At 57.0% G+C, this 18,070-nt stretch carries 16 protein-coding genes, 1 tRNA gene and 2 pseudogenes; 14 read left to right on the forward strand and 5 right to left on the reverse strand.

All coding sequences use genetic code 11. The annotated features are described in order from the left end of the window. Positions 1-68 precede the first annotated feature (68 nt). Both ACCC84_RS16250 and ACCC84_RS16255 read left to right on the forward strand, forming a co-directional pair. Positions 69-1,231: pseudogene (locus ACCC84_RS16250) on the forward strand (cyanate transporter). Positions 1,232-1,305: 74 nt separating this feature from the next. After that, positions 1,306-2,649, forward strand: a complete 1,344-nt coding sequence (locus tag ACCC84_RS16255; RefSeq protein WP_004957140.1) for an esterase-like activity of phytase family protein — start codon at positions 1,306-1,308, stop codon at positions 2,647-2,649. A gap of 263 nt (positions 2,650-2,912) precedes the next feature. On the opposite strand, the gene ACCC84_RS16260 is transcribed toward ACCC84_RS16255, so the two are convergent. The 3 genes from ACCC84_RS16260 to ACCC84_RS16270 all read right to left on the reverse strand — a co-directional run bounded on the left by ACCC84_RS16260 (position 2,913) and on the right by ACCC84_RS16270 (position 4,793). Next, positions 2,913-3,413: a fimbrial protein gene (locus tag ACCC84_RS16260; RefSeq protein WP_039991504.1), complete on the reverse strand. Its 501-nt coding sequence runs from the start codon at positions 3,411-3,413 to the stop codon at positions 2,913-2,915. 16 nt (positions 3,414-3,429) lie between these two features. Continuing rightward, positions 3,430-4,362, reverse strand: coding sequence for a fimbrial protein (locus ACCC84_RS16265; protein WP_004957148.1), 933 nt, complete (start codon positions 4,360-4,362; stop codon positions 3,430-3,432). Positions 4,363-4,466: 104 nt separating this feature from the next. Then, the gene (locus tag ACCC84_RS16270) at positions 4,467-4,793 is read right to left on the reverse strand and encodes a hypothetical protein (RefSeq protein ID WP_050763096.1); all 327 of its coding nucleotides are present in this window, start codon (positions 4,791-4,793) and stop codon (positions 4,467-4,469) included. Between the two features lie 660 nt (positions 4,794-5,453). Between ACCC84_RS16270 and ACCC84_RS16275 the strand changes: the two genes are divergently transcribed. The 11 genes from ACCC84_RS16275 to ACCC84_RS16325 all read left to right on the forward strand — a co-directional run bounded on the left by ACCC84_RS16275 (position 5,454) and on the right by ACCC84_RS16325 (position 15,559). Continuing rightward, a complete protein-coding gene (locus ACCC84_RS16275) occupies positions 5,454-5,981 on the forward strand; it encodes a fimbrial protein (protein ID WP_039991505.1) in 528 nt (175 codons plus the stop codon). A 79-nt stretch (positions 5,982-6,060) separates the two neighbouring features. After that, positions 6,061-6,603: a fimbrial protein gene (locus ACCC84_RS16280; RefSeq protein ID WP_004957155.1), complete on the forward strand. Its 543-nt coding sequence runs from the start codon at positions 6,061-6,063 to the stop codon at positions 6,601-6,603. A gap of 48 nt (positions 6,604-6,651) precedes the next feature. After that, the gene (locus tag ACCC84_RS16285; RefSeq protein ID WP_371902067.1) at positions 6,652-9,210 is read left to right on the forward strand and encodes an outer membrane usher protein; all 2,559 of its coding nucleotides are present in this window, start codon (positions 6,652-6,654) and stop codon (positions 9,208-9,210) included. Between the two features lie 31 nt (positions 9,211-9,241). After that, positions 9,242-10,000: a fimbria/pilus periplasmic chaperone gene (locus tag ACCC84_RS16290; RefSeq protein ID WP_004957160.1), complete on the forward strand. Its 759-nt coding sequence runs from the start codon at positions 9,242-9,244 to the stop codon at positions 9,998-10,000. Between the two features lie 38 nt (positions 10,001-10,038). Further along, positions 10,039-10,683: a fimbrial protein gene (locus tag ACCC84_RS16295; protein WP_004957161.1), complete on the forward strand. Its 645-nt coding sequence runs from the start codon at positions 10,039-10,041 to the stop codon at positions 10,681-10,683. Positions 10,684-10,739: 56 nt separating this feature from the next. Then, on the forward strand, positions 10,740-11,291 hold the full coding sequence (locus ACCC84_RS16300) for a fimbrial protein (RefSeq protein ID WP_273868760.1): 552 nt from the start codon (positions 10,740-10,742) through the stop codon (positions 11,289-11,291). Next, positions 11,257-12,978 carry a PglL family O-oligosaccharyltransferase gene (locus tag ACCC84_RS16305; protein ID WP_337959361.1) on the forward strand — a complete coding sequence of 574 codons (1,722 nt, stop codon included), beginning with the start codon at positions 11,257-11,259 and terminating at the stop codon, positions 12,976-12,978. Before ACCC84_RS16300 ends, ACCC84_RS16305 begins: the two co-directional genes overlap by 35 nt. Before the next feature lie 27 nt (positions 12,979-13,005). Continuing rightward, on the forward strand, positions 13,006-13,425 hold the full coding sequence (locus ACCC84_RS16310) for a YuaE family lipoprotein (RefSeq protein WP_004957164.1): 420 nt from the start codon (positions 13,006-13,008) through the stop codon (positions 13,423-13,425). Beyond that, positions 13,422-14,639: an FKBP-type peptidyl-prolyl cis-trans isomerase N-terminal domain-containing protein gene (locus ACCC84_RS16315; RefSeq protein ID WP_273868532.1), complete on the forward strand. Its 1,218-nt coding sequence runs from the start codon at positions 13,422-13,424 to the stop codon at positions 14,637-14,639. The genes ACCC84_RS16310 and ACCC84_RS16315 overlap by 4 nt, the downstream gene beginning before the upstream one ends. Positions 14,640-14,663: 24 nt before the next feature. Continuing rightward, entirely contained in the window at positions 14,664-15,269 is a 606-nt protein-coding gene (locus tag ACCC84_RS16320) for a helix-turn-helix transcriptional regulator (RefSeq protein WP_198773573.1), read from the forward strand. A 195-nt stretch (positions 15,270-15,464) separates the two neighbouring features. Then, positions 15,465-15,559 (forward strand) — tRNA-Sec (locus tag ACCC84_RS16325). A gap of 158 nt (positions 15,560-15,717) precedes the next feature. On the opposite strand, the pseudogene ACCC84_RS16330 reads toward ACCC84_RS16325, so the two are convergent. Then, positions 15,718-16,183, reverse strand: a pseudogene (locus tag ACCC84_RS16330) (transposase); the annotation flags it as partial. 319 nt (positions 16,184-16,502) lie between these two features. On the opposite strand from ACCC84_RS16330, the gene ACCC84_RS16335 reads away from it, so the two are divergent. After that, positions 16,503-16,940, forward strand: a complete 438-nt coding sequence (locus ACCC84_RS16335) for a GNAT family N-acetyltransferase (protein WP_198773582.1) — start codon at positions 16,503-16,505, stop codon at positions 16,938-16,940. Between the two features lie 43 nt (positions 16,941-16,983). Here ACCC84_RS16335 and ACCC84_RS16340 read toward each other — a convergent pair whose 3' ends face one another. Continuing rightward, positions 16,984-17,946 carry a GlxA family transcriptional regulator gene (locus tag ACCC84_RS16340; RefSeq protein ID WP_004957173.1) on the reverse strand — a complete coding sequence of 321 codons (963 nt, stop codon included), beginning with the start codon at positions 17,944-17,946 and terminating at the stop codon, positions 16,984-16,986. Positions 17,947-18,070 lie beyond the last annotated feature (124 nt).

Here is an 18,070-nt window from a genome sequence, read left to right on the forward strand (position 1 = left end):
GGCTCGCCCTATTAGCAAATCTCAGGATCTATCGTGTTAAATCGTTTTTGTAACCAAGGGGTTATGCCATGATCGCGCGGCGCTGGTTTAATCCTCTACTGTACGCATTAGTGCTGATTGGCCTGAATATGCGCCCCCTGCTGACGTCTATCGGCCCGCTGCTGCCGACGTTGCGCCAGGCCACCGGGCTGAGCTTTGGTGGCGCGGCGCTGCTGACCAGCTTGCCGGTGCTGATGATGGGCCTGATGGCGTTGGCCGGCGGCGCCATCAGCCGTTGTTGCAGTGAGCGAGCCGGTATCCTGCTGAGCCTGTTGGCAATTGGCCTGGGGGCGCTGTGGCGCGAACTGGCGCCGGGCAGCACGCAGCTGTTACTGAGCGCGGTGCTGGGTGGGCTGGGCATTGGCGTGATACAGGCGATGATGCCGGGCATCATCAAGCAGCACTTTCTCAAGCAGATGGCGCTGGTGGCCGGCCTATGGGCGGCGGTGGGCTGGGGGCGGCGATTACTCCATGGCTGACCTCCAGCGGTGCGGACTGGCACCGCGCGCTGGCCTGGTGGGCGCTGCCGGCGCTGTTGGCAGCGATGGTCTGGCTGGTGGTCAGTCGTGGTCTTGGCCGTTTGCCGCAGCCAAAGTGGGTGCAGGCAACCCGCATGTTGCGTAATCCTCGCGCCTGGCTGCTGGGACTGTATTTCGGCTTGATTAATGGCGGCTATACCAGCCTGATAGCCTGGCTACCGCCGTATTATATGCAGCTGGGCTGGCAAGCGCAGGCCAGCGGCGCACTGCTGGCGTTGATGACCGCCGGACAGGTGGCAGGGGCATTGCTGCTGCCGGCGTTGGCGAGATCGACAGACCGGCGACCGCTGTTGTTGCTGGCGTTGGCGATGCAACTGGTCGGGTTGATCGGCCTGATTTATCAGCCGCAAACGCTGCCGTGGCTGTGGGCGTTGCTGGCCGGCCTGGGGCTGGGCGGCGCGTTCCCGCTGTGTCTGGTGCTGGCGCTCGATCATATCGCGCACCCGGCGATGGCGGGGCGTCTGGTGGCCTTTATGCAGGGCATCGGCTTTTTACTGGCGGGCGTGACGCCCTACCTCTCCGGCCTGCTGCGCGATTACAGCGGCAGTTTTGTGCTCGACTGGCAGATCCATGCGCTGCTGGTGCTGGCGCTGATGGCGCTGACCCGGCGCTTCGACCCGCGCAGCTACCGGCGTGCCTTCGGCGAGTCATAATTTTGTCACTGCGGCTCCCTATAGTGACGTTGCTTTTTACCTTTGGGCATCATCATCATCAGGGAGCGTAGAACATGTATTTTAAAAAATCCCGTCTGGCGCTGTTGGCCGGCTGCCTGGCGTTCAGTACGCCGCTGCTGGCGCAACAGGCGGTGACCGCCGAGCTGGCGGGGCACGCGGTATTGCCGGTGAAATCCACCGTTGCCACGCCAGAGGATGCGCCGTCGGATTTACGCGACAGCGGCAAATACACCAGTGGCCAGCGCGTTGGCGAGCTGGGCAGCGTGGCGGGCAAGTCCGCCGATCGCCTGACGGGCATCGGCTTACCGATCGCCGGCCAGCCGCTGCAAGGGCATTCGGGCATCAAGCACATGGCGGATGGCAGCTACTGGGTACTGACCGACAACGGCTTCGGCAGCAAGGCCAATTCACCGGACGCCATGCTGTATCTCAACCATTACCAGATTGATTTTAAAACCGGCGGCGTCAGTCGTTTGAAAACGGTGTTTTTACACGATCCGGATAAAAAAGTGCCGTTTCATATCGTTAACGAGAGCAGCGCAAAGCGTTATCTGACCGGCAGCGATTTTGACCCGGAAAGCTTCCAGTTTGCCGACAATGCGCTGTGGATCGGCGATGAGTTCGGTCCCTACCTGATCAAGGCCGATCTGGACGGCAAGATCCTGGCGGTATTTGCCACCGAGGTGGAGGGCAAAACGGTGAAATCGCCGGATAACCCGACCCTGACCCTGCCAGGAGCGCCGGATGGCAAGCAAAATTTCCAGGTGGCGCGTTCCAAGGGCTTTGAGGGCATGGCTGCCTCCAAAGACGGTACGATGCTCTACCCGCTGCTGGAAGGTGCGCTGTGGGACGGCGAGAAATTTGAGAATATCGGCGGCAAGCGCTACCTGCGGGTGCTGGAATTTGACGTAAAACAGCAGCAATGGACCGGCCGCAGCTGGCAGTATCTGCTGGAGGACAACGGTCATGCCATTGGTGATTTTAATATGATCGACGCGACTCATGGATTGGTGATCGAACGTGACAACGGCGAGGGCACGGCGGATAAAGCCTGCGCCAGTGGGGCGCCGACCGGTAACTGCTTTAGTCAGCTGGCGAAGTTCAAACGGGTATACCGTATCGCGTTCTCGGCTGACAATGTCGGCAAGCCGGTAGAAAAACAGGCTTATATCGACCTGCTGAATATTCAGGATCCAAACAAACTGGCGCGCAAGCCGTTAAATAACGGCGTGCTGACCTTTCCGTTCTTCACCATTGAAAACGTCGATGTGGTAGATGACAGCCATATCGTGGTGGGCAATGACAATAATTTCCCGTTTTCTTCCAGCCGCCAGCCTAACGTGGCAGATGATAACGAATTTATTTTGTTAAATGTGCCGCAGTTATTAAAACCGTAATGCCACGGCGCCGACCACTCGGCGCCTATTACCCACTGACTGATGATTGCCAGCGGGTTGGCAGTTTCTGCATGGTCGGCGAGTTATTGTTAATCCCCCAACTGACAATCTCTATCGAAATGGAAAATAGCGGTGTCCTGGTGATTGAGTTCTCAGGTAGAACCTTGCCTTTGTTCTGGCGCTAGCCAGTTGGGGCGGGTTGCTGGCGTGGGGGGAACCGCTCGCCGGCGCGGCAGGCAGACGCGGAACCGACCCCCATGGTTTCAGAAATAGTCCACCAGCATGGTTGCGCCGCTGGTGAACTCGCCTTCGGTTAGCGTGCTGGCGGCATTTTTCACCGGCACGGCATCCAGCTTGGGCAGCTTGGCGTAATCAATACTGAATGCGCTATTGATATTCAACGCCTTGCCGTCCGCCAACAGCTTAATCCCCAAGCCATTGACGCTGGTATGCAGCACATTGGCGTCAAACGCGGCGCCGCTGCCGACGATTTTCATTTTCAACTGACGTGAGCCGTCGAGAAATTCGCATTCGACGGTATAGTCCAGCCGTTGCATATAACGATTGCCGTCAATTCTGTTTACCCCAACGTCTCCGAAATCAACATCAATCACTTTTCCTTTATTAATCACGCACGGCGGCGGTGCCACTATGGTGGCGGAAATATTTACCTGCGTGCCCTGGTCAGCGGCCAAAACACCACCGCAGGCTGCCGACAGGGCGACGAGTATGCCGCCTCTCAGCCCTTTGCTTATGCTGAACATAATCGTTAACCCTGCCTCACGGAGCACTGAAAATAAGCGTTGCCGATCCGGATAATGGCCCGGTGGCAATGCTGGTATAAGGTACATTATTTTTTACCGGCACAAAGGTGATGGTATCGCTACCGACGCCGTTGGTGATGCGTGTTCGAAAGGCATCGTTGGGTTTAACCACTGCGTCTTTATACATCATCGCCACGCCGACATTGCTATTGGTGGTCTTGATGTAATCCGCTGAAAATCCGCTGGCATCGCTGACCAGACGAATCAGAATATCCTGCGTGGCGCTCAGATCGTCACATTGATATGTCAACGCCTTGTCCTGTTTGATCTGCGCATTATTGACCGTTGTCGTCAGATAATCCTGCCGAATCTGGTTAAAGTTGACGTCAATCTGCCGGCCGTTATTGATGGTGCAGGTGGTAGTGACAAAATATGCATCATTATCGGCAATCAGCCGCCAGCGATAAGGACCACACTGTGGGCAATTCGGCCGGTCGTTGGTTTGGGAGAAATTGATTTGGCCGATAACGTCACCTTTATTAATTTTAATATCAGGGGTCGGGAAGCGGTTTAGCACGATGTATACCCGAATGGCGATCGACTGCGAATTCAGGTTGGTCAGCGTTACGACGCTAATGCCGGAGGACACCGGCGAAGGATAATCGCGGCCGTTAATTGTCATGCCGCTGCCGATACCGCCAAAAATAGCGCTATTCATGCTTAACGCCGGGCTGTCGGTCTTTAAATAATCCGTCCAGCTGGAGACGTCATTTTTACAGGTGACCTGGCTGACGTTGACGATTTCATTCTTGCCGTAGGAGAGCTGCGGTCCGATGCGTACCCGCACGTCGACCGGTGTGGTGGAGCCACCAGGCGGGATCAGGCCACCGTCCGAGGTTCTGCAGGTAAAAGCAGAGGCATTTCCCGCCAGTAAAAGGGCGGCTAACATCAGGCCACTGTTGACCAGGAAAACTAATTTTCTCACTGTAATATCCCAATAATGAGTGACTAACGGCAGCGCCTGAAGCAGTTAACAATCAGGCGCGCACTTCCTTATTTTGCCGGCGGAGAGGTTGAAAGAGGCATAATATTGGTATGGCTGGTCGCTGTGGTAGGCAACACCGGGTACCAGCGCAGTGAGTTTTTCACCGAGCCGCAGGTAACAATAACCTCGCCTTTTTCCACCATATCCAATAATAAATTTCTGGCACGATACACGCCGACATCGATATATTCCGCCAATTGTCTCGTTGATAGCCATTCATGCTGATTTGACGGAGGTTTACCGCATTCTGGAGGGGGTGAAAGCGTGAGTAACGCCTGCCGCAGGGCTCGCTGAAGTTGTTGTATTTCCTGCTTTTTAGGAGATAGTGCTTCCATAATACATCCTCTGTATTCCGTTGCTGCTTTCCCTGGGAGAAATTCATTTTCTCTATATGCTGCGTCTAGGATAAAACCGAGAGAAAGCAAATGACTAACTCTGTTGACTGCCTGAAATGTTTAGATTTTTTCCGCCTTACTTTATGGGCGTTTGCCGGGAGCCGAAGTCATAAGATTAGGCCTATTTTTGGATTATTATATTCACAAAACCCAAGTTTGCGATCTCACTGTTTGGCAAATAACAAAAAACAGGATTTTGTTCTAGTTTTGAATATTTTACGATCTATGAGGCTAAAAATAGAGGGAAATTACCCAGATAAAGGAAATATATTGCGAATATTTAAATGGCGTTAAAAAAGTCTTTGTTTAAAGCGGGGCTTTTGCCAGAATATTCATCGCCGGCCATGAGGGCTAGCTTGGGTAAATGGGGTTTTATTCACTAATTAAACGCTTGTTTATATTGTTAGGTTTATTAATGAATCAAATCATTTTCCCGCTATTAAAGGGAGGCTTTATCGTCGTCATCTCTCTGGCTCTGGCAAGTTTACTACTCTCAAAATGCTAAAGATTAACAGCAGCCTATTTATGCGCGGTTACGCGTTAGGCTGACACGATCTTTACGGGAATACGCATTACTTTCTTATAAGGAATATAGGTTTTATGAAACTTAATAAAGTCATGATGGCAGCAGTGATTGCATTTGGCGCTACTTCTTTCGCTCACGCTGCCGTTAAAGATCAGGGTCACGGTAAAGTAAATTTCATCGGTTCTATTATTGATGCACCTTGCTCTATTGCACCAGAATCGATCGATCAGACCGTCGATCTGGGTCAGGTGTCCAACGTGGCGCTGAAAGATGGCGGCACCTCCAACCCACGTCCCTTTGACATCAAACTGGAGCAGTGTGATACCACTACGCTGAAAAGCGTCAGCGTGACCTTCACCGGCACCGAGTCTACCGGCAACAAGGATCTGCTGGCGATCGCAGGTACTGCCAAAGGCGCTGGCATCGCCATTTCCTATGACGGCAAACCTATCACCCTGGGTGATGCAACACCGTCTCAGAACCTGAATAACAACAACAACACCCTGCACTTTGCCGCTTATCTGCAAGGCGAAGGCGCTTCATCTGCCGTGGTTCCAGGTGATTTCACCGCCGTAGCCGACTTCACGCTGGCCTATCAGTAAGTAACTCCGCAGGTATAAATACACCAGACATGCCGCGAGCCGCATGTCTGGTTAATCTCCTGTCAAAAGGAATGCCGCGATGTTTTTACAAGGGAATCATGGCGTGAAATCGTGGGTATGGATATTGGCGCTGGCTACTGCGGCGTGTGACGCCGCGCCTGTCATTCAGGGATGGGGACGCGTCAATATGCAGGGGGCGATTATTGATACCGCCTGTGCGATCGCCGCTGGCAGCCGCGACCAGACCATCGACATGGATACCATTCCACTTGGGCAAATCATTCGTGACGGTCGGGGACTGACCAAAAACTTCAGTATTGAATTGGTGAACTGTCAATTAGAACGACCAGGAAATAAACCGGACTGGCGATTTTTTCAGGTGACGTTTGACGGCTCTGCCGAGGACGGTCTTTTTGGCGTGCAGGGTGAAGCCCGTGGCGTGGCGCTAAAAATAAACGACGGTGTCGGTAATCAGGTGATACCAGGCAAACCTTTGGCGCTGGAAAATATAATACCGGGAAACAGCACACTTAATTATTCCATGACGCTGATGCCCAATCACCAACCGCTCAAGGCCGGGGCCTATTTTTCCACGTTGCGTTTTAAACTGGATTATTTTTAATTTTTTCTCGTTTTGGCGGTTAATGGGTTTTTAAAAGGGATTTTTATTATGCTTTCACCGGCAGGGAAATTATTTCGTCTTCAAGTCTTGGGACTGTGCATTGCCTTGTCGTTAAGCCATCCGATTATGCGGGCTTACGCCGCGGACGAAATCCAGTTCAACACCGATGTGTTAGATATCAACGATCGAAAAAATATCGATCTAAGCCAATTTACGCGCAGTGGCTATATTATGCCGGGCGCTTATACCCTGGTGGTACACGTTAACAAAACTGACCTGCCAGAACAGCCAATCCGTTTTGTTGCGCCGGAAAACGATGCCAAAGGCAGCGAAGTGTGTTTATCACCGACGCTGGTCGGCCAATTGGGGCTGAAAGAAAAGCTGGCCACGGCGCTGCGCTGGTCGCACGACGGCCAATGTCTGGATCTGACCAGCCTGAAAGGCATGGAAGCACACGGCGATCTGAGTACCTCATCGCTGTACCTCAATATTCCCCAGGCGTATCTGGAGTACAGCTCGGAGAGCTGGGATCCGCCTTCTCGCTGGGACAACGGCATTCCGGGCCTGTTATTTGACTATAACGTCAACGGCCAAAGTCAGAAGAACCTAAAGGGAGGTGGCAGCGGTTATAGCCTGAGCGGTAACGGCACCACCGGCGGCAACCTCGGTGCCTGGCGGCTGCGCGCCGACTGGCAGGCGAATCTTAATCACCAGACCGGCTCGGGCCAGCAGACCAACACCCAGTTCGACTGGAGCCGTTATTACGCCTATCGGGCGATCCCGGCGCTGCGTTCCCGCCTGACCATGGGCGAGGATTATTTGAATTCCGACCTGTTCGACAGCCTGCGCTTCACCGGCGCCAGCCTGCGTTCGGACGACAATATGCTGCCGCCGAATCTGCGTGGCTATGCGCCAGAAGTGAGCGGGGTGGCCAAGACCAACGCCAAGGTGGTGATCAGCCAGCAAGGACGTGTGTTGTATGAAACCCAGGTCGCTGCCGGGCCATTCCGTATCCAGGACATCAACGATGCGGTGTCCGGCGAGCTGGACGTGCGGGTAGAGGAACAGGACGGCAGCGTGCAGGCGTTCAAGATGAACACGGCCAGTATCCCGTACCTGACGCGGCCGGGTAGCGTGCGTTACAAGCTGGCGGCGGGTAAACCGTCGGAATGGGGCCATCATCTGCGCGGGCCGCTGTTCGGTACCGGGGAATTTTCCTGGGGGATCAGCAATGGCTGGTCGCTGTATGGCGGTGTGATCGCCGGTGGTGATTACAACGCCCTGTCGCTGGGTATCGGTCGCGATTTGATGGTGCTGGGAGCGCTGTCGTTCGACGCCACGCAATCGCGTGCCAGCTTACCGCAGGACGGCGTCAAGAGCGGCAGTTCCTATCGCCTGAGTTATTCAAAGAACTTTGATGAGTACGACAGTCAGGTGACGTTCGCCGGTTACCGCTTCTCCCAGGAAGACTTTATGAGCATGGGGGAATACCTGGACGAACGTTACGAAGGCAGCCGCAGCGGCAAGAGCAAGGAGATGTACACCATCACCTTCAACAAACAGTTCCGTGAACTGGGGCTGAGCGCCTATCTCAACTATAGCCACCAAACCTACTGGGATCGGGCTGCCAACGATCGCTATAACCTGATGTTGTCGCGTTACTTCGATTTCGGCGATTTCAAAAACGCCAGCGTGTCGCTGTCGGCCTATCGCAACCGTTACAACGAGCGCAACGATGACGGTATGTATCTGTCGCTGTCGGTGCCCTGGGGCAACGCCGCCACGCTCAGCTACAACATGACGGTTGATCGCGACGACAGCTCGCATCGCGTGGGCTATTACGACCGAATCGATGAACACAATAACTATCAGTTGAACGCCGGTACCGCCCGCAGCGGGGCAACCATGAGCGGCTATTACAGCCATGAGGGCGATCTGGCGCAGATCAACGCCAATGCCAGCTATCAGGCCGGCCGCTACAGTGCGGTTGGGCTGGCGGCGCAGGGCGGTATGACGCTGACGGCAGAAGGTGCGGTAATGCACCGCATCACCACGCCGGGTGGCACCCGATTGCTGCTCGATACCGATGGCGTGGCGGATGTGCCGGTGCGTGGCTATGGCAGCACGGTCATGACCAACCGCTTTGGCAAGGCGGTGGTCACCGACGTCAACAGCTATTACCGCAACAAGGCCAGCATCGATCTCAACCGCCTGGATGACAACGTGGAAGCCACGCGTTCGGTGGTGCAGGCCACCCTGACCGAAGGGGCGATCGGCTATCGCAAGTTCGACGTGATCGCCGGCGAGAAGGCGATGGCGATCGTCAAACTGGCCGATGGCAGCGAACCGCCGTTCGGCGCGACGGTAATCAACTCGCGCAAGCAGCAGACCGGTATCGTCAACGACGGTGGCAGCGTTTACCTGTCCGGCATCAATGCCGGTGAGGTGATGAGCGTGCACTGGAATGGCGGGCCGCAGTGTGAAATCCGTCTGCCGACGCCGCTACCGCCCGACATGCTGATGAATACCCTGTTATTGCCATGTCACCCCGTGACGGTGAATACGCCCGCACCGGCCGCCCAGCATGCGGTGGCCGATCGTTCGTGAATGATTGTTAACCGTGAAGAAGATAAACCCGATGATGAACACAGCAAGATTTTCCCTGTTGAGCACTTTTGCCGCCATGGCGGCGCTGTCGGCGGGCATGGTCGCCACGTCGTCCCAGGCGGCCATCGCGCTGGATCGCACACGTGTGATCTTCAGCGGTGACCAAAAGACCATGAGTCTTAACGTCAGCAACCAGAACCAGCAACTGCCGTATCTGGCGCAGGGATGGATTGAAGATGCCCAGGGTAACAAGATCCAAAGTCCGTTTACCGTTCTGCCGCCGGTGCAGCGCATTGAGCCGGGCAAACCGAGCCAGGTGAAGATCCAGGCGCTGCCGGTGGCCAGGCAGTTGCCGCAGGATCGCGAGACGCTTTATTACTTCAACCTGCGCGAGATCCCGCCACGCAGCGATAAGCCCAATACGCTGCAAATTGCGCTGCAAACGCGGATAAAAATGTTTTATCGCCCGGCGGCGATCGCGCCACAGAAAAATGCGGCGCCGAGCCAGGAAGCGCTGACGCTGACCAAACGGGGCGATCGCTATCAGGTGAACAACCCGACGCCGTATTACGTGACGCTGGTGGACGCCAGTACGCGCAAAGAGGGCAAGGGAGTGGCCGGTTTTGAACCGCTGATGATTGCGCCGAAGGGCAGCGCGCCGTTGAGCGTGTCGGCGGCTGCATTGGGTGCCAGCCCGGTACTGACCTATATCAACGATTACGGCGGCCGCCCACAGCTGGTGTTCAGCTGCAACGGCGGTAACTGCCACGTGGTGCCGGACAGGAAGTAGCCGGTAACGGCAGTCAACAGACAGCGGAGAGAAGAACCATGCACAACAGCCCCGGAACCCCCCTTGATCGCTATCAGCGACGGCAGATTGGCCTGACGGCGGCGGCCGCGCTGATGGTGCCGCTGACGGCCGGCATGATTTTGATGCTGATGCCACAGGCGCGAGCGGTAGACAACTGGGACGTAGAGGGCGCCACCGGCATGTTGCATGTCCACGGCGAACTGACCGAAAGCGCCTGTAGCCTGGAGATGGTCTCGGCGCGGCAAGAGGTCTGGCTGGGCAACACCGGCAGCGCGCATTTTCAGCAGCCGGGCGATCGCGGTACGCCAGTGGCGTTCGAACTGACGTTGAAGGATTGCCTGCGTGCGCCGGCCAGCAGTCGCGACGCCTGGAGCGGTGCGCTGGCATGGAGCGGCAGCCAGCCGGCGGTCTCGGTGGCTTTTATGGCGCCAACCGATGCCGACGCGCCGATGCTGGTCAAGGTGACGGGGGTCAGCGGACTGGGATTGCAGCTGGCGGACAGCGGCGGGCAGCCGGTGCGCCTCGGCGTACGCAATAAACCACGGCTGCTGTCGCCGGGGCAAAATACCCTGAGCTATACGGTGACGCCGGTGCGCACGCCGGCAACGCTGGGCGTCGGCGCCTACCGCGCGGTGATTGATTTTCGGCTGTATTACGACTGATCGCCGAACGGCGGCAAGGAGCGGTGAGCGCAATGCCAATAAAGGAGAGTGTCATGATGCGCGCAAAACAAACCAGCCGACGCGGCAGCGCGCTGTTGGGCGTCGGGATCGTGCTGGCGGGGCTGATGACTCAGCCGGCGGCGGCGGATGAAAATATGCGTTTCCATGGGGCATTGGTGGCGGAACCCTGCGTGATCCTGCCGGGAGAAGAGAGGATCCAGCTTGATTTCGGCACCATTGTCGACAAATACCTGTACCTGAATACGCGCACCCATAGCCAGATTTTTACGCTGCATCTGGCGGAATGCGATCTGAGTCTGGGCAATACGGTGTCGGTCACCTTCAGCGGTAGTGAAAACGCCAACCTGCCCGGATTACTGGCGCTGGATGGCGGCAGTAGCGCGTCGGGCATTGCTATCGGTCTGGAAAACCGCGATGGCACCGCCTTGCCGTTGAACAGCGCCAGTGACAAATACCGTCTGGCGGCGGGCAGTAACCAGATCGCCCTGCAGGCCTATGTGCAAGGTGAGCCGGAAGCGATTCGTAATAAAACCATCGGCCGCGGAGAGTTCAGTGCGACAGCCACGTTCAGCCTGGAATACGAGTAACGCGCTGGTTGTCTGCTTCGTCGCACTGTTGATGGCGTCGCTGCTTTACTTGCCCAATATGGGCGGCGTCGGCCTGGGATTACCGTTCAACACGCTGGTGTATACCCTGTTGGGCGCCCTGATGCTGCCGATCCTCTGGCGCCCGCTCCGCCGTCGCGGCTGGCTGGTCACGCCTGGTGCGGTGTGTTTCACACTGGGCGTGGCGCTGCTGGCGCTGCCGCTGGCGTTCGCCAGCGAGGCGGGCAGTGATGTCGCGGCCTGGCGCGTTGCCGGTCTGCTGGCCGGGTGGGGGATCTATTGTTGCTGGTTGCAACTGCGGTTGAACTTCCGCTGGCGCCATGCGTGGGTGGGCTGGCTGTTGTTGCTTATCAGCGGTCAGGCGGTGCTGGCGTTGCTACAGCTGTTCTGGCCAGCGTGGAGCTGGGTGCCGCAGCGCGGCCCTCGGGTGTACGGCATCTTCCAGCAGCCTAATGTTCTCGGCAGCCTGTTGGCCACCGGTCTGGCGCTGGTATTTATGCTGATGCTGTTGCCGGGCTACGCCCTGGCGTCGGTTGGCGGCGAGAGGGGGCGGCAAACGGCGTTGGCGGCATTGTTGGTGTTGCTCGCTGCGCTGTTGGTCTGGGTGCAGTCGCGCACCGGCTGGCTGGCCGGCGGGTTGCTGCTGATGGGTTATTGGCTACTGTTTGGGCGACGCCTGACGCGCCGGTTGATGATGACCAGCGGCCTGATGTTATTTGGCTGTGGGTTGGGCATCGCCGTACTGCTGGGCGCCAGCGGCGACGGGGCACCGTTATCGCATGCGCTGTCAAATCAGGCACGGCTGAGCATGCTGCAAGATACGCTGAAGATGATCGCCATTCATCCGCTGACCGGCTGGGGTTACGGCAGTTTTGAAGTGGCGTTTCAGCATTTCCGTATCGGCCAACAGCCCCCGACGCCGGTGCTGGAAATCACCCGTCATCCGCATAATGAAGTGCTGTTGTGGTGGGTGGAAGGCGGGGTAACCGCGCTGCTTGGCATGGTGGCTATCGCCTGCGGGGCCGGCTGGGTGCTGTGGCAGGCATGGCACCACGATCGCCGGGCCTTTGCCGCCGGACGCCGCAGTGCCGGTGAGGCGAGCGCACTGTGTCTGGCCATGCTGCCGATAGTGCTGCATTGCCAACTGGAATATCCGTTTTATGTCTCGGCGCTGCATTGGCTGGTATTTGCCCTGATGTTGGCCACGCTGGATCGCCTTTGCTGCCGTCAGGCCTGCGTCGTTGGGCGTAACCATCACGGCCTGACGGCGTTGCGCGCCGGCGTCGGGTTACTGTGCCTGTGCGGCATGGCAATGATGTTGGTGATGCTGCGCGGCGGGATGGCGTTAACCCACGTTGAACGCAGTGGGTTGCGGGATATGCGCCCGTTGCTGACCATGTCGCCGCTGGCCGCCTGGGGATTCGAGCAGCGCAGAAGCTTTGATTTACAGACGTTTCAGCTGCTGGCCTACAACCGAACGCACGACGAAACCCTGCTTGATGGCTATGCCGCGTGGGCTCGTGATTACCTGAGGTTACGCATTGATGCCAACGTTTACGCCAATCTGATCGCCATATTGCGTCACCGGCAGCAATGGGCCGAGGCGGAGCGTTATCGCAACAGCGCCGCATTGCTGTTTCCTGCAGATCGGCGTTTTTTTCCAGCATAAAAACTCTAAAGAAAAGGGAAGTCGAAGATGATCAAAAAGCCTATGCCATTATCCGTTCGGGCGAGCGTGATATGCCTGGTCCTGCTGGCAAGCGTGGCGTGCCAAAACGGCAAGACCAGCAAATCCGTACGGCCCAATGCAGAAAACCAGCAGCAACCGTCGGAAGACGCGTTGCGTAAACAGCGCGAAGCGGAGCGGTTACAGCTGTGTCAGCAGGAGCTGGGGGCGCTGCGCGCCATTAACCAGCAGCAGCATCAGCAATTGAAGCAGGGCTTCGATCACTTGATGAGCGGCGCTTCGCTGTACGCCGGGGTACGTACCAAGGTGAACGGCGATACCCAGGAAATGGTCGACGCGCTGTATCGCTACAAGGTCAATCGCCTGTGCGCAGAAGTGGATCAAGCGGTATTGGCAGGGCTGGCCGATCGCGCGGAGCAGGTTAAATGAAACGGCCGTTGCGTTTGGCGTTAGCGGGGCTGGTGGTCTTGCTGGCGGTGGACGGTGAGCTGCGGGCAGACGACGGCGTGCCGGCGCTGTTGCAATTTGCCGAGCAATACCAACAGCAGCGCGCCCCGGCGGCCAAGGTGGAACAGAGCCGTGCCGCCACGGAGAGAAAAACCACCGAAAATCGCCCTGCGGTTGGCAAATCGCCGACGCCGCCAGCGGCAACGTCAACGGCGTTTGTGCTGCGCCGTACGCTGCAGGAGCGCGATGAACAGCTGGCACGGCAGCGGGCGGCGCTGAATGCCTTACAGCAGGAACTGGCAGCGTTGCGTGCACAAGCGCTGGCAGCCGCGCCAAAACAGCCGGCATTGCCGGATCTGACGCTGTTGCAACAATGGCTGGGCGGTTTACGCCAAGCCTGGCAAGGATCGCCGGACGCGCAACGCAGCGCGACCCTGTTGCAGCAGGCCAGCGGACAGCTTGCCCAACTGCAGCGGCAACATGCCGAGGATCGGGCGCGCTACGCCCGCGATCGACAGGATTGGCAGCGGCAAATCGCGGCGTTGCAACAGTGGACGCTGACGCCGGAGCAGTTGAAGGACCAGACTAACCGTCTTTCCTACGCGGCCGGCAGCGCGCTGGGAGGTGATATTCAGCAACTGATGAGCGAACGCCAGAGCTGGGGGGTGCCGGTCGATCGCAACAGCTTGCTGGCGGGGGTACTGGATACGGTATCCGGCCGGCCGCTGTTACCGCCGGGAGAATTGTCGGTATTGATGGCCAAGGCGGACAGCATGGCCAATGCCGCACGGCAACAGGTAGTTAAAAAACGAACGCAGCAGGATCGGCAGTATGTGGCGCAGTTCAGCCAGCAAAAAGGCGTAAAACGTTCGCCGATGGGCTTTTGGTATCGGGTGGACTACGCCGGCGATCGGCCGCTGGCCAAGGATGCGGTGATTGAGGTTGTGGTGAAGGAGCAACTGACGGATGGCAGCGTCGTGCAGGATATGGAACTGAGCGGCAAAGTGCTTGCGCAACCGTTATCAGCCTATCCGCCGCTATTTAGAGAAGCAATAAGCCAACTGAATAATCACGGTTCGTTGACGATGGTGGTTCCGCCGGAGCTGGCCTATGGCGAAACCGGTTATCCGCCAAAAGTGCCGCCGAATGCCACCATGGTTTATCAGTTGCGCATCGATAACAGTCAGGAACCGTAATACGGCAGCAGAGGGAGAGCCAAGATGAATTCAGTGATGACCTTAGCCGTGCTTGACCAGAATATCTATTTTGCCAAAGGGCTAACCAAGGCGTTGAGCGCGCATTTTTATGCCCGTGGCATCGAGACGCGCCGGGTCGACCGGCAGCATATGCATCAGGCCGATCTAGTTTTTCAGTCTGTTCCCTCTGGCAGCCGCAGCTGTTTTTGCCATTGCGCGGCGCTCGCCGAACCGCGTTACCCGCTGTACTTTGCGCTACGCCGACCGGAAAATCGCCGCAAGCGTGAGCTGCACGCCAGCTGTCTGTTGGAAAGCGGCATTATTTATCATGATATGTCGGTGGCCGCGGTGTTGCGCAAGGTGTCGCTGGCGTTGGAGCAACGGCGCAGTCAGCCGGCGCAACCCTGTGGCAGCGACCAGAAGTGCGTTTGTTCGCAGTATTTGCTCACCCAGCGTGAACGGGAAATCATGGTGTGCCTCCGGCAGGAAATGCGCATCAGCGACATCGCACGCCGATTGGCCATCAGCGTAAAAACCGCCAGCAACCATAAAATGAACGTGATGCGCAAAATGGGATTTCAGCGTAATAGCGAGCTGTATTACTGGTTGCGGCAAAGCACGATGGCATAGTCGACCTCGCGAGCGGCGGCGCTAGCACCTGGCATGGCATGGATGCTACGGCGCTATGCGCCATGCGTTTGACGCGGTGTGCCGGTGGGCGGGCGACAATGCCACCGCAACCGGGCAGGTGAATGGGAAGCCATTTCTTGCTTAGCGCACAGCGTAATCCGCGCTATAATCAGCGCCTTGCTTCCTCGTGCCAAGGGAAGATCCTCGTCCCCGGTGGGGCGGCCGGACTTCAAATCCGGTTGGGGCCGCCAGCGGTCCTGGGCAGGTTCGACTCCTGTGATCTTCCGCCATCCGAGTTCTTCTGAAGTCTCCTAAAATCAACAAACCCTTGCTAACACTAGATAAATAGACCGTTATCATCTACGAGTGTCAACCGACGTCAACTGGAATCAATACGATTATGGGGGGCATGGAATGGATGCTAGTCTGGAGATGCCCCCAATGAAGCTAACAGCACGACAAGTAGACAACCGTAGCGTATCCGGGTTTCTGCTATCTCACGAATGCGTACGTTATTGCCCTGTCATCACGCCGACTCTGCCAGTGGTACACGGTTCGGCTCTGCATCAGCAGTTCGCATCCACGACGAACGCTGATACGGTAAGCCTCCCGGAGAAAATGCACCGCCTGGCGCTTCTGAGTCGGCCTCAGAACTTTTGCTTTAGTACCTCCTGCAGCATCTCCTTATCCAGACTCAGATCGGCGACCAGTTTTTTGAGCCGCTGATTTTCATCCTCGAGCTGGCGCAGGCGACGCAGTTCCGTCACACCCAGACCGGCAAATTTCTTCTTCCAGTTATAAAAAGTGGCTTCAGAAATCCCCATCTTTCTGCACTCTTCCCCGACACGGGTGCCGGTTTCGGCCTGTTTCAGGGCAAACGCTATCTGTTCTTCGGTATAACGGGTCTTTTTCATGGCAGGATGGCCTCTTTGTTCGATAAAAGAAGGACCGGATACTCCAGTTTAGCCTGGTACTGTTTTCAGGGGGGAGATCATGCTCCCCACAAGCAAAATCATTTGGGGGCATAATAGGGGGCATGGGTCAAAATAGAACTAGGTAAAACCAAGTAAATTCAATTGGAATGGCTATCAAATGCGACTCCTGTGATCGGTCATCCACAGGTGTCAGAGGTTGGTTCTAAATAAACGGGTATGGAAAAGCGCATTGCTAAAAATGCAGCGAAGCTGGCGTAGGTAATCATAAAATTACCTGAACTGCGACAAGGAATGAATAATGAAAATCAGGATAGCTACCTCGGGCGATGTGGCTGATATGTTTCGGATCCGTATTGGCGTCCATGAAAACAAGATGACCATGGCGGAATTGGCCGAATACGGCATTACGCCAGAGTCTCTCCCCGCGATGCTCTCTGGGGACGGCCAAGGTTGGGTGGCAGAACAAGACGGTAAAGTTGTCGCATTCGCGATGGCTGATGCCGGTGACGCAACAATTTTTGCCCTGTTTGTCGACCCACCGTTTGAAGGACAGGGTATAGGTCGCGGTTTAATGGCGGCAGCCGAGCAATGGTTAAGGGGCCGGGGCTGTACCCAGGCCTGGCTGGAAACAGACAGCGATAGCAACGTGCGCGCAAACGGCTTTTACCGCCACCTTGGCTGGCTAGCATCCAACAAGCAGGAAGATGGCCAGACAAAATTTATCAAGCATTTATAAAACCAGGTTAGGCAGAGGAACCAAGGGTGTGCAAAAACGGCCTTCAATCCACGCCCTGCGTGCCGCGAAACGCCCGCCGCCATTCGCTGGGGCTGATATCAAACCTGGCTTTGAAGCTCTGGCGAAACGACACCGGGGAGTGAAAACCGGCCAGCTCCGCCACCGCCTCGATGCTGTGATCGGTGGTTTCCAGCAGTTCCTGGCTGCGTTGTAGCCGCTCTGCATTCAGCCACTCGCCGACCGAAACGCCGGTTGCCTTGATGAAATGCCGAGTGAAGGTACGGCGGCTCATGCTGACGAAGCTGGCCAGTGCGTCCAGCGAGTGGTTTTTGTCGAGATTGCGCCGCAGATAGTCCAGCAGATGGTTAATTCGGCCGTCGCGGGTGGTTGCCGGCACCGGGCGTTCAATATACTGCGCCTGGCCGCCTTCGCGATAAGGCGGCATCACCATCCGTCTGGCGACGCGATTGGCCAGCGCGCTGCCGTAATGTTTGCGCAAGATGTACAGACAGCAGTCGATACCGGCGGCGGTGCCGGCTGAGGTAATAAGCCGATCGTCGTTGATATACAGGGCATTGGTATCCAGCTGTACCGTAGGGAAACGCAGGATAAAATCGCGCTCGAATTCCCAATGCGTTGCCGCACGGCGGTTATCGAGCAGGCCGGCATAGGCCAGAACATAGGTGCCCAAACAGAGTCCCACCACTTCTGCGCCGCGCCGATAGGCGGCGTTCAGCGCATCCAGCAGCGCCTGCGAGGGCCTGACCTCCGGGTGATTCCAGAATGGCACGATAATCACATCTGCTGCCTCGAGCGTCTCCAGCCCTTTTTCCACCGTGATTGACATACCAATATCTGAATGCACCACGCCGGGGTGCTCGGCGCAAATGTGCAGCTCAACCAGGTTGGGGGCCGGCATCCCGTGGCCGAAGATAATGCAGGGCACTGAAAAGTGAAACGGACTGAAGCCCGGCGTAGCGATAACGGCAACGGAGAGAGTAGGCATGTCTTAATGTCCTGTTTGCAATCGGCAGACCCTGGTTTGTCGGCAAGGCGCGTTGACCGCCGGATGCGCCACGCGGGTTATATCACGCTGCGTCTGCACCCGGCGATGCGCGCCGTTCGCCTGT

The organism is Serratia odorifera (assembly GCF_041448735.1).
Classification (GTDB): domain Bacteria; phylum Pseudomonadota; class Gammaproteobacteria; order Enterobacterales; family Enterobacteriaceae; genus Serratia_F; species Serratia_F odorifera.

What these genes read in the sequence shown, in the direction of transcription:
- ACCC84_RS16255 (WP_004957140.1), top strand. Translation starts at nt 1,306, where the DNA reads ATGTATTTTAAAAAATCCCGTCTGGCGCTGTTGGCCGGCTGCCTGGCG.
- ACCC84_RS16260 (WP_039991504.1), bottom strand. Translation starts at nt 3,413, where the DNA reads ATGTTCAGCATAAGCAAAGGGCTGAGAGGCGGCATACTCGTCGCCCTG.
- ACCC84_RS16265 (WP_004957148.1), bottom strand. Translation starts at nt 4,362, where the DNA reads ATGTTAGCCGCCCTTTTACTGGCGGGAAATGCCTCTGCTTTTACCTGC.
- ACCC84_RS16270 (WP_050763096.1), bottom strand. Translation starts at nt 4,793, where the DNA reads ATGGAAGCACTATCTCCTAAAAAGCAGGAAATACAACAACTTCAGCGA.
- ACCC84_RS16275 (WP_039991505.1), top strand. Translation starts at nt 5,454, where the DNA reads ATGAAACTTAATAAAGTCATGATGGCAGCAGTGATTGCATTTGGCGCT.
- ACCC84_RS16280 (WP_004957155.1), top strand. Translation starts at nt 6,061, where the DNA reads ATGTTTTTACAAGGGAATCATGGCGTGAAATCGTGGGTATGGATATTG.
- ACCC84_RS16285 (WP_371902067.1), top strand. Translation starts at nt 6,652, where the DNA reads ATGCTTTCACCGGCAGGGAAATTATTTCGTCTTCAAGTCTTGGGACTG.
- ACCC84_RS16290 (WP_004957160.1), top strand. Translation starts at nt 9,242, where the DNA reads ATGATGAACACAGCAAGATTTTCCCTGTTGAGCACTTTTGCCGCCATG.
- ACCC84_RS16295 (WP_004957161.1), top strand. Translation starts at nt 10,039, where the DNA reads ATGCACAACAGCCCCGGAACCCCCCTTGATCGCTATCAGCGACGGCAG.
- ACCC84_RS16300 (WP_273868760.1), top strand. Translation starts at nt 10,740, where the DNA reads ATGCGCGCAAAACAAACCAGCCGACGCGGCAGCGCGCTGTTGGGCGTC.
- ACCC84_RS16310 (WP_004957164.1), top strand. Translation starts at nt 13,006, where the DNA reads ATGATCAAAAAGCCTATGCCATTATCCGTTCGGGCGAGCGTGATATGC.
- ACCC84_RS16315 (WP_273868532.1), top strand. Translation starts at nt 13,422, where the DNA reads ATGAAACGGCCGTTGCGTTTGGCGTTAGCGGGGCTGGTGGTCTTGCTG.
- ACCC84_RS16320 (WP_198773573.1), top strand. Translation starts at nt 14,664, where the DNA reads ATGAATTCAGTGATGACCTTAGCCGTGCTTGACCAGAATATCTATTTT.
- ACCC84_RS16335 (WP_198773582.1), top strand. Translation starts at nt 16,503, where the DNA reads ATGAAAATCAGGATAGCTACCTCGGGCGATGTGGCTGATATGTTTCGG.
- ACCC84_RS16340 (WP_004957173.1), bottom strand. Translation starts at nt 17,946, where the DNA reads ATGCCTACTCTCTCCGTTGCCGTTATCGCTACGCCGGGCTTCAGTCCG.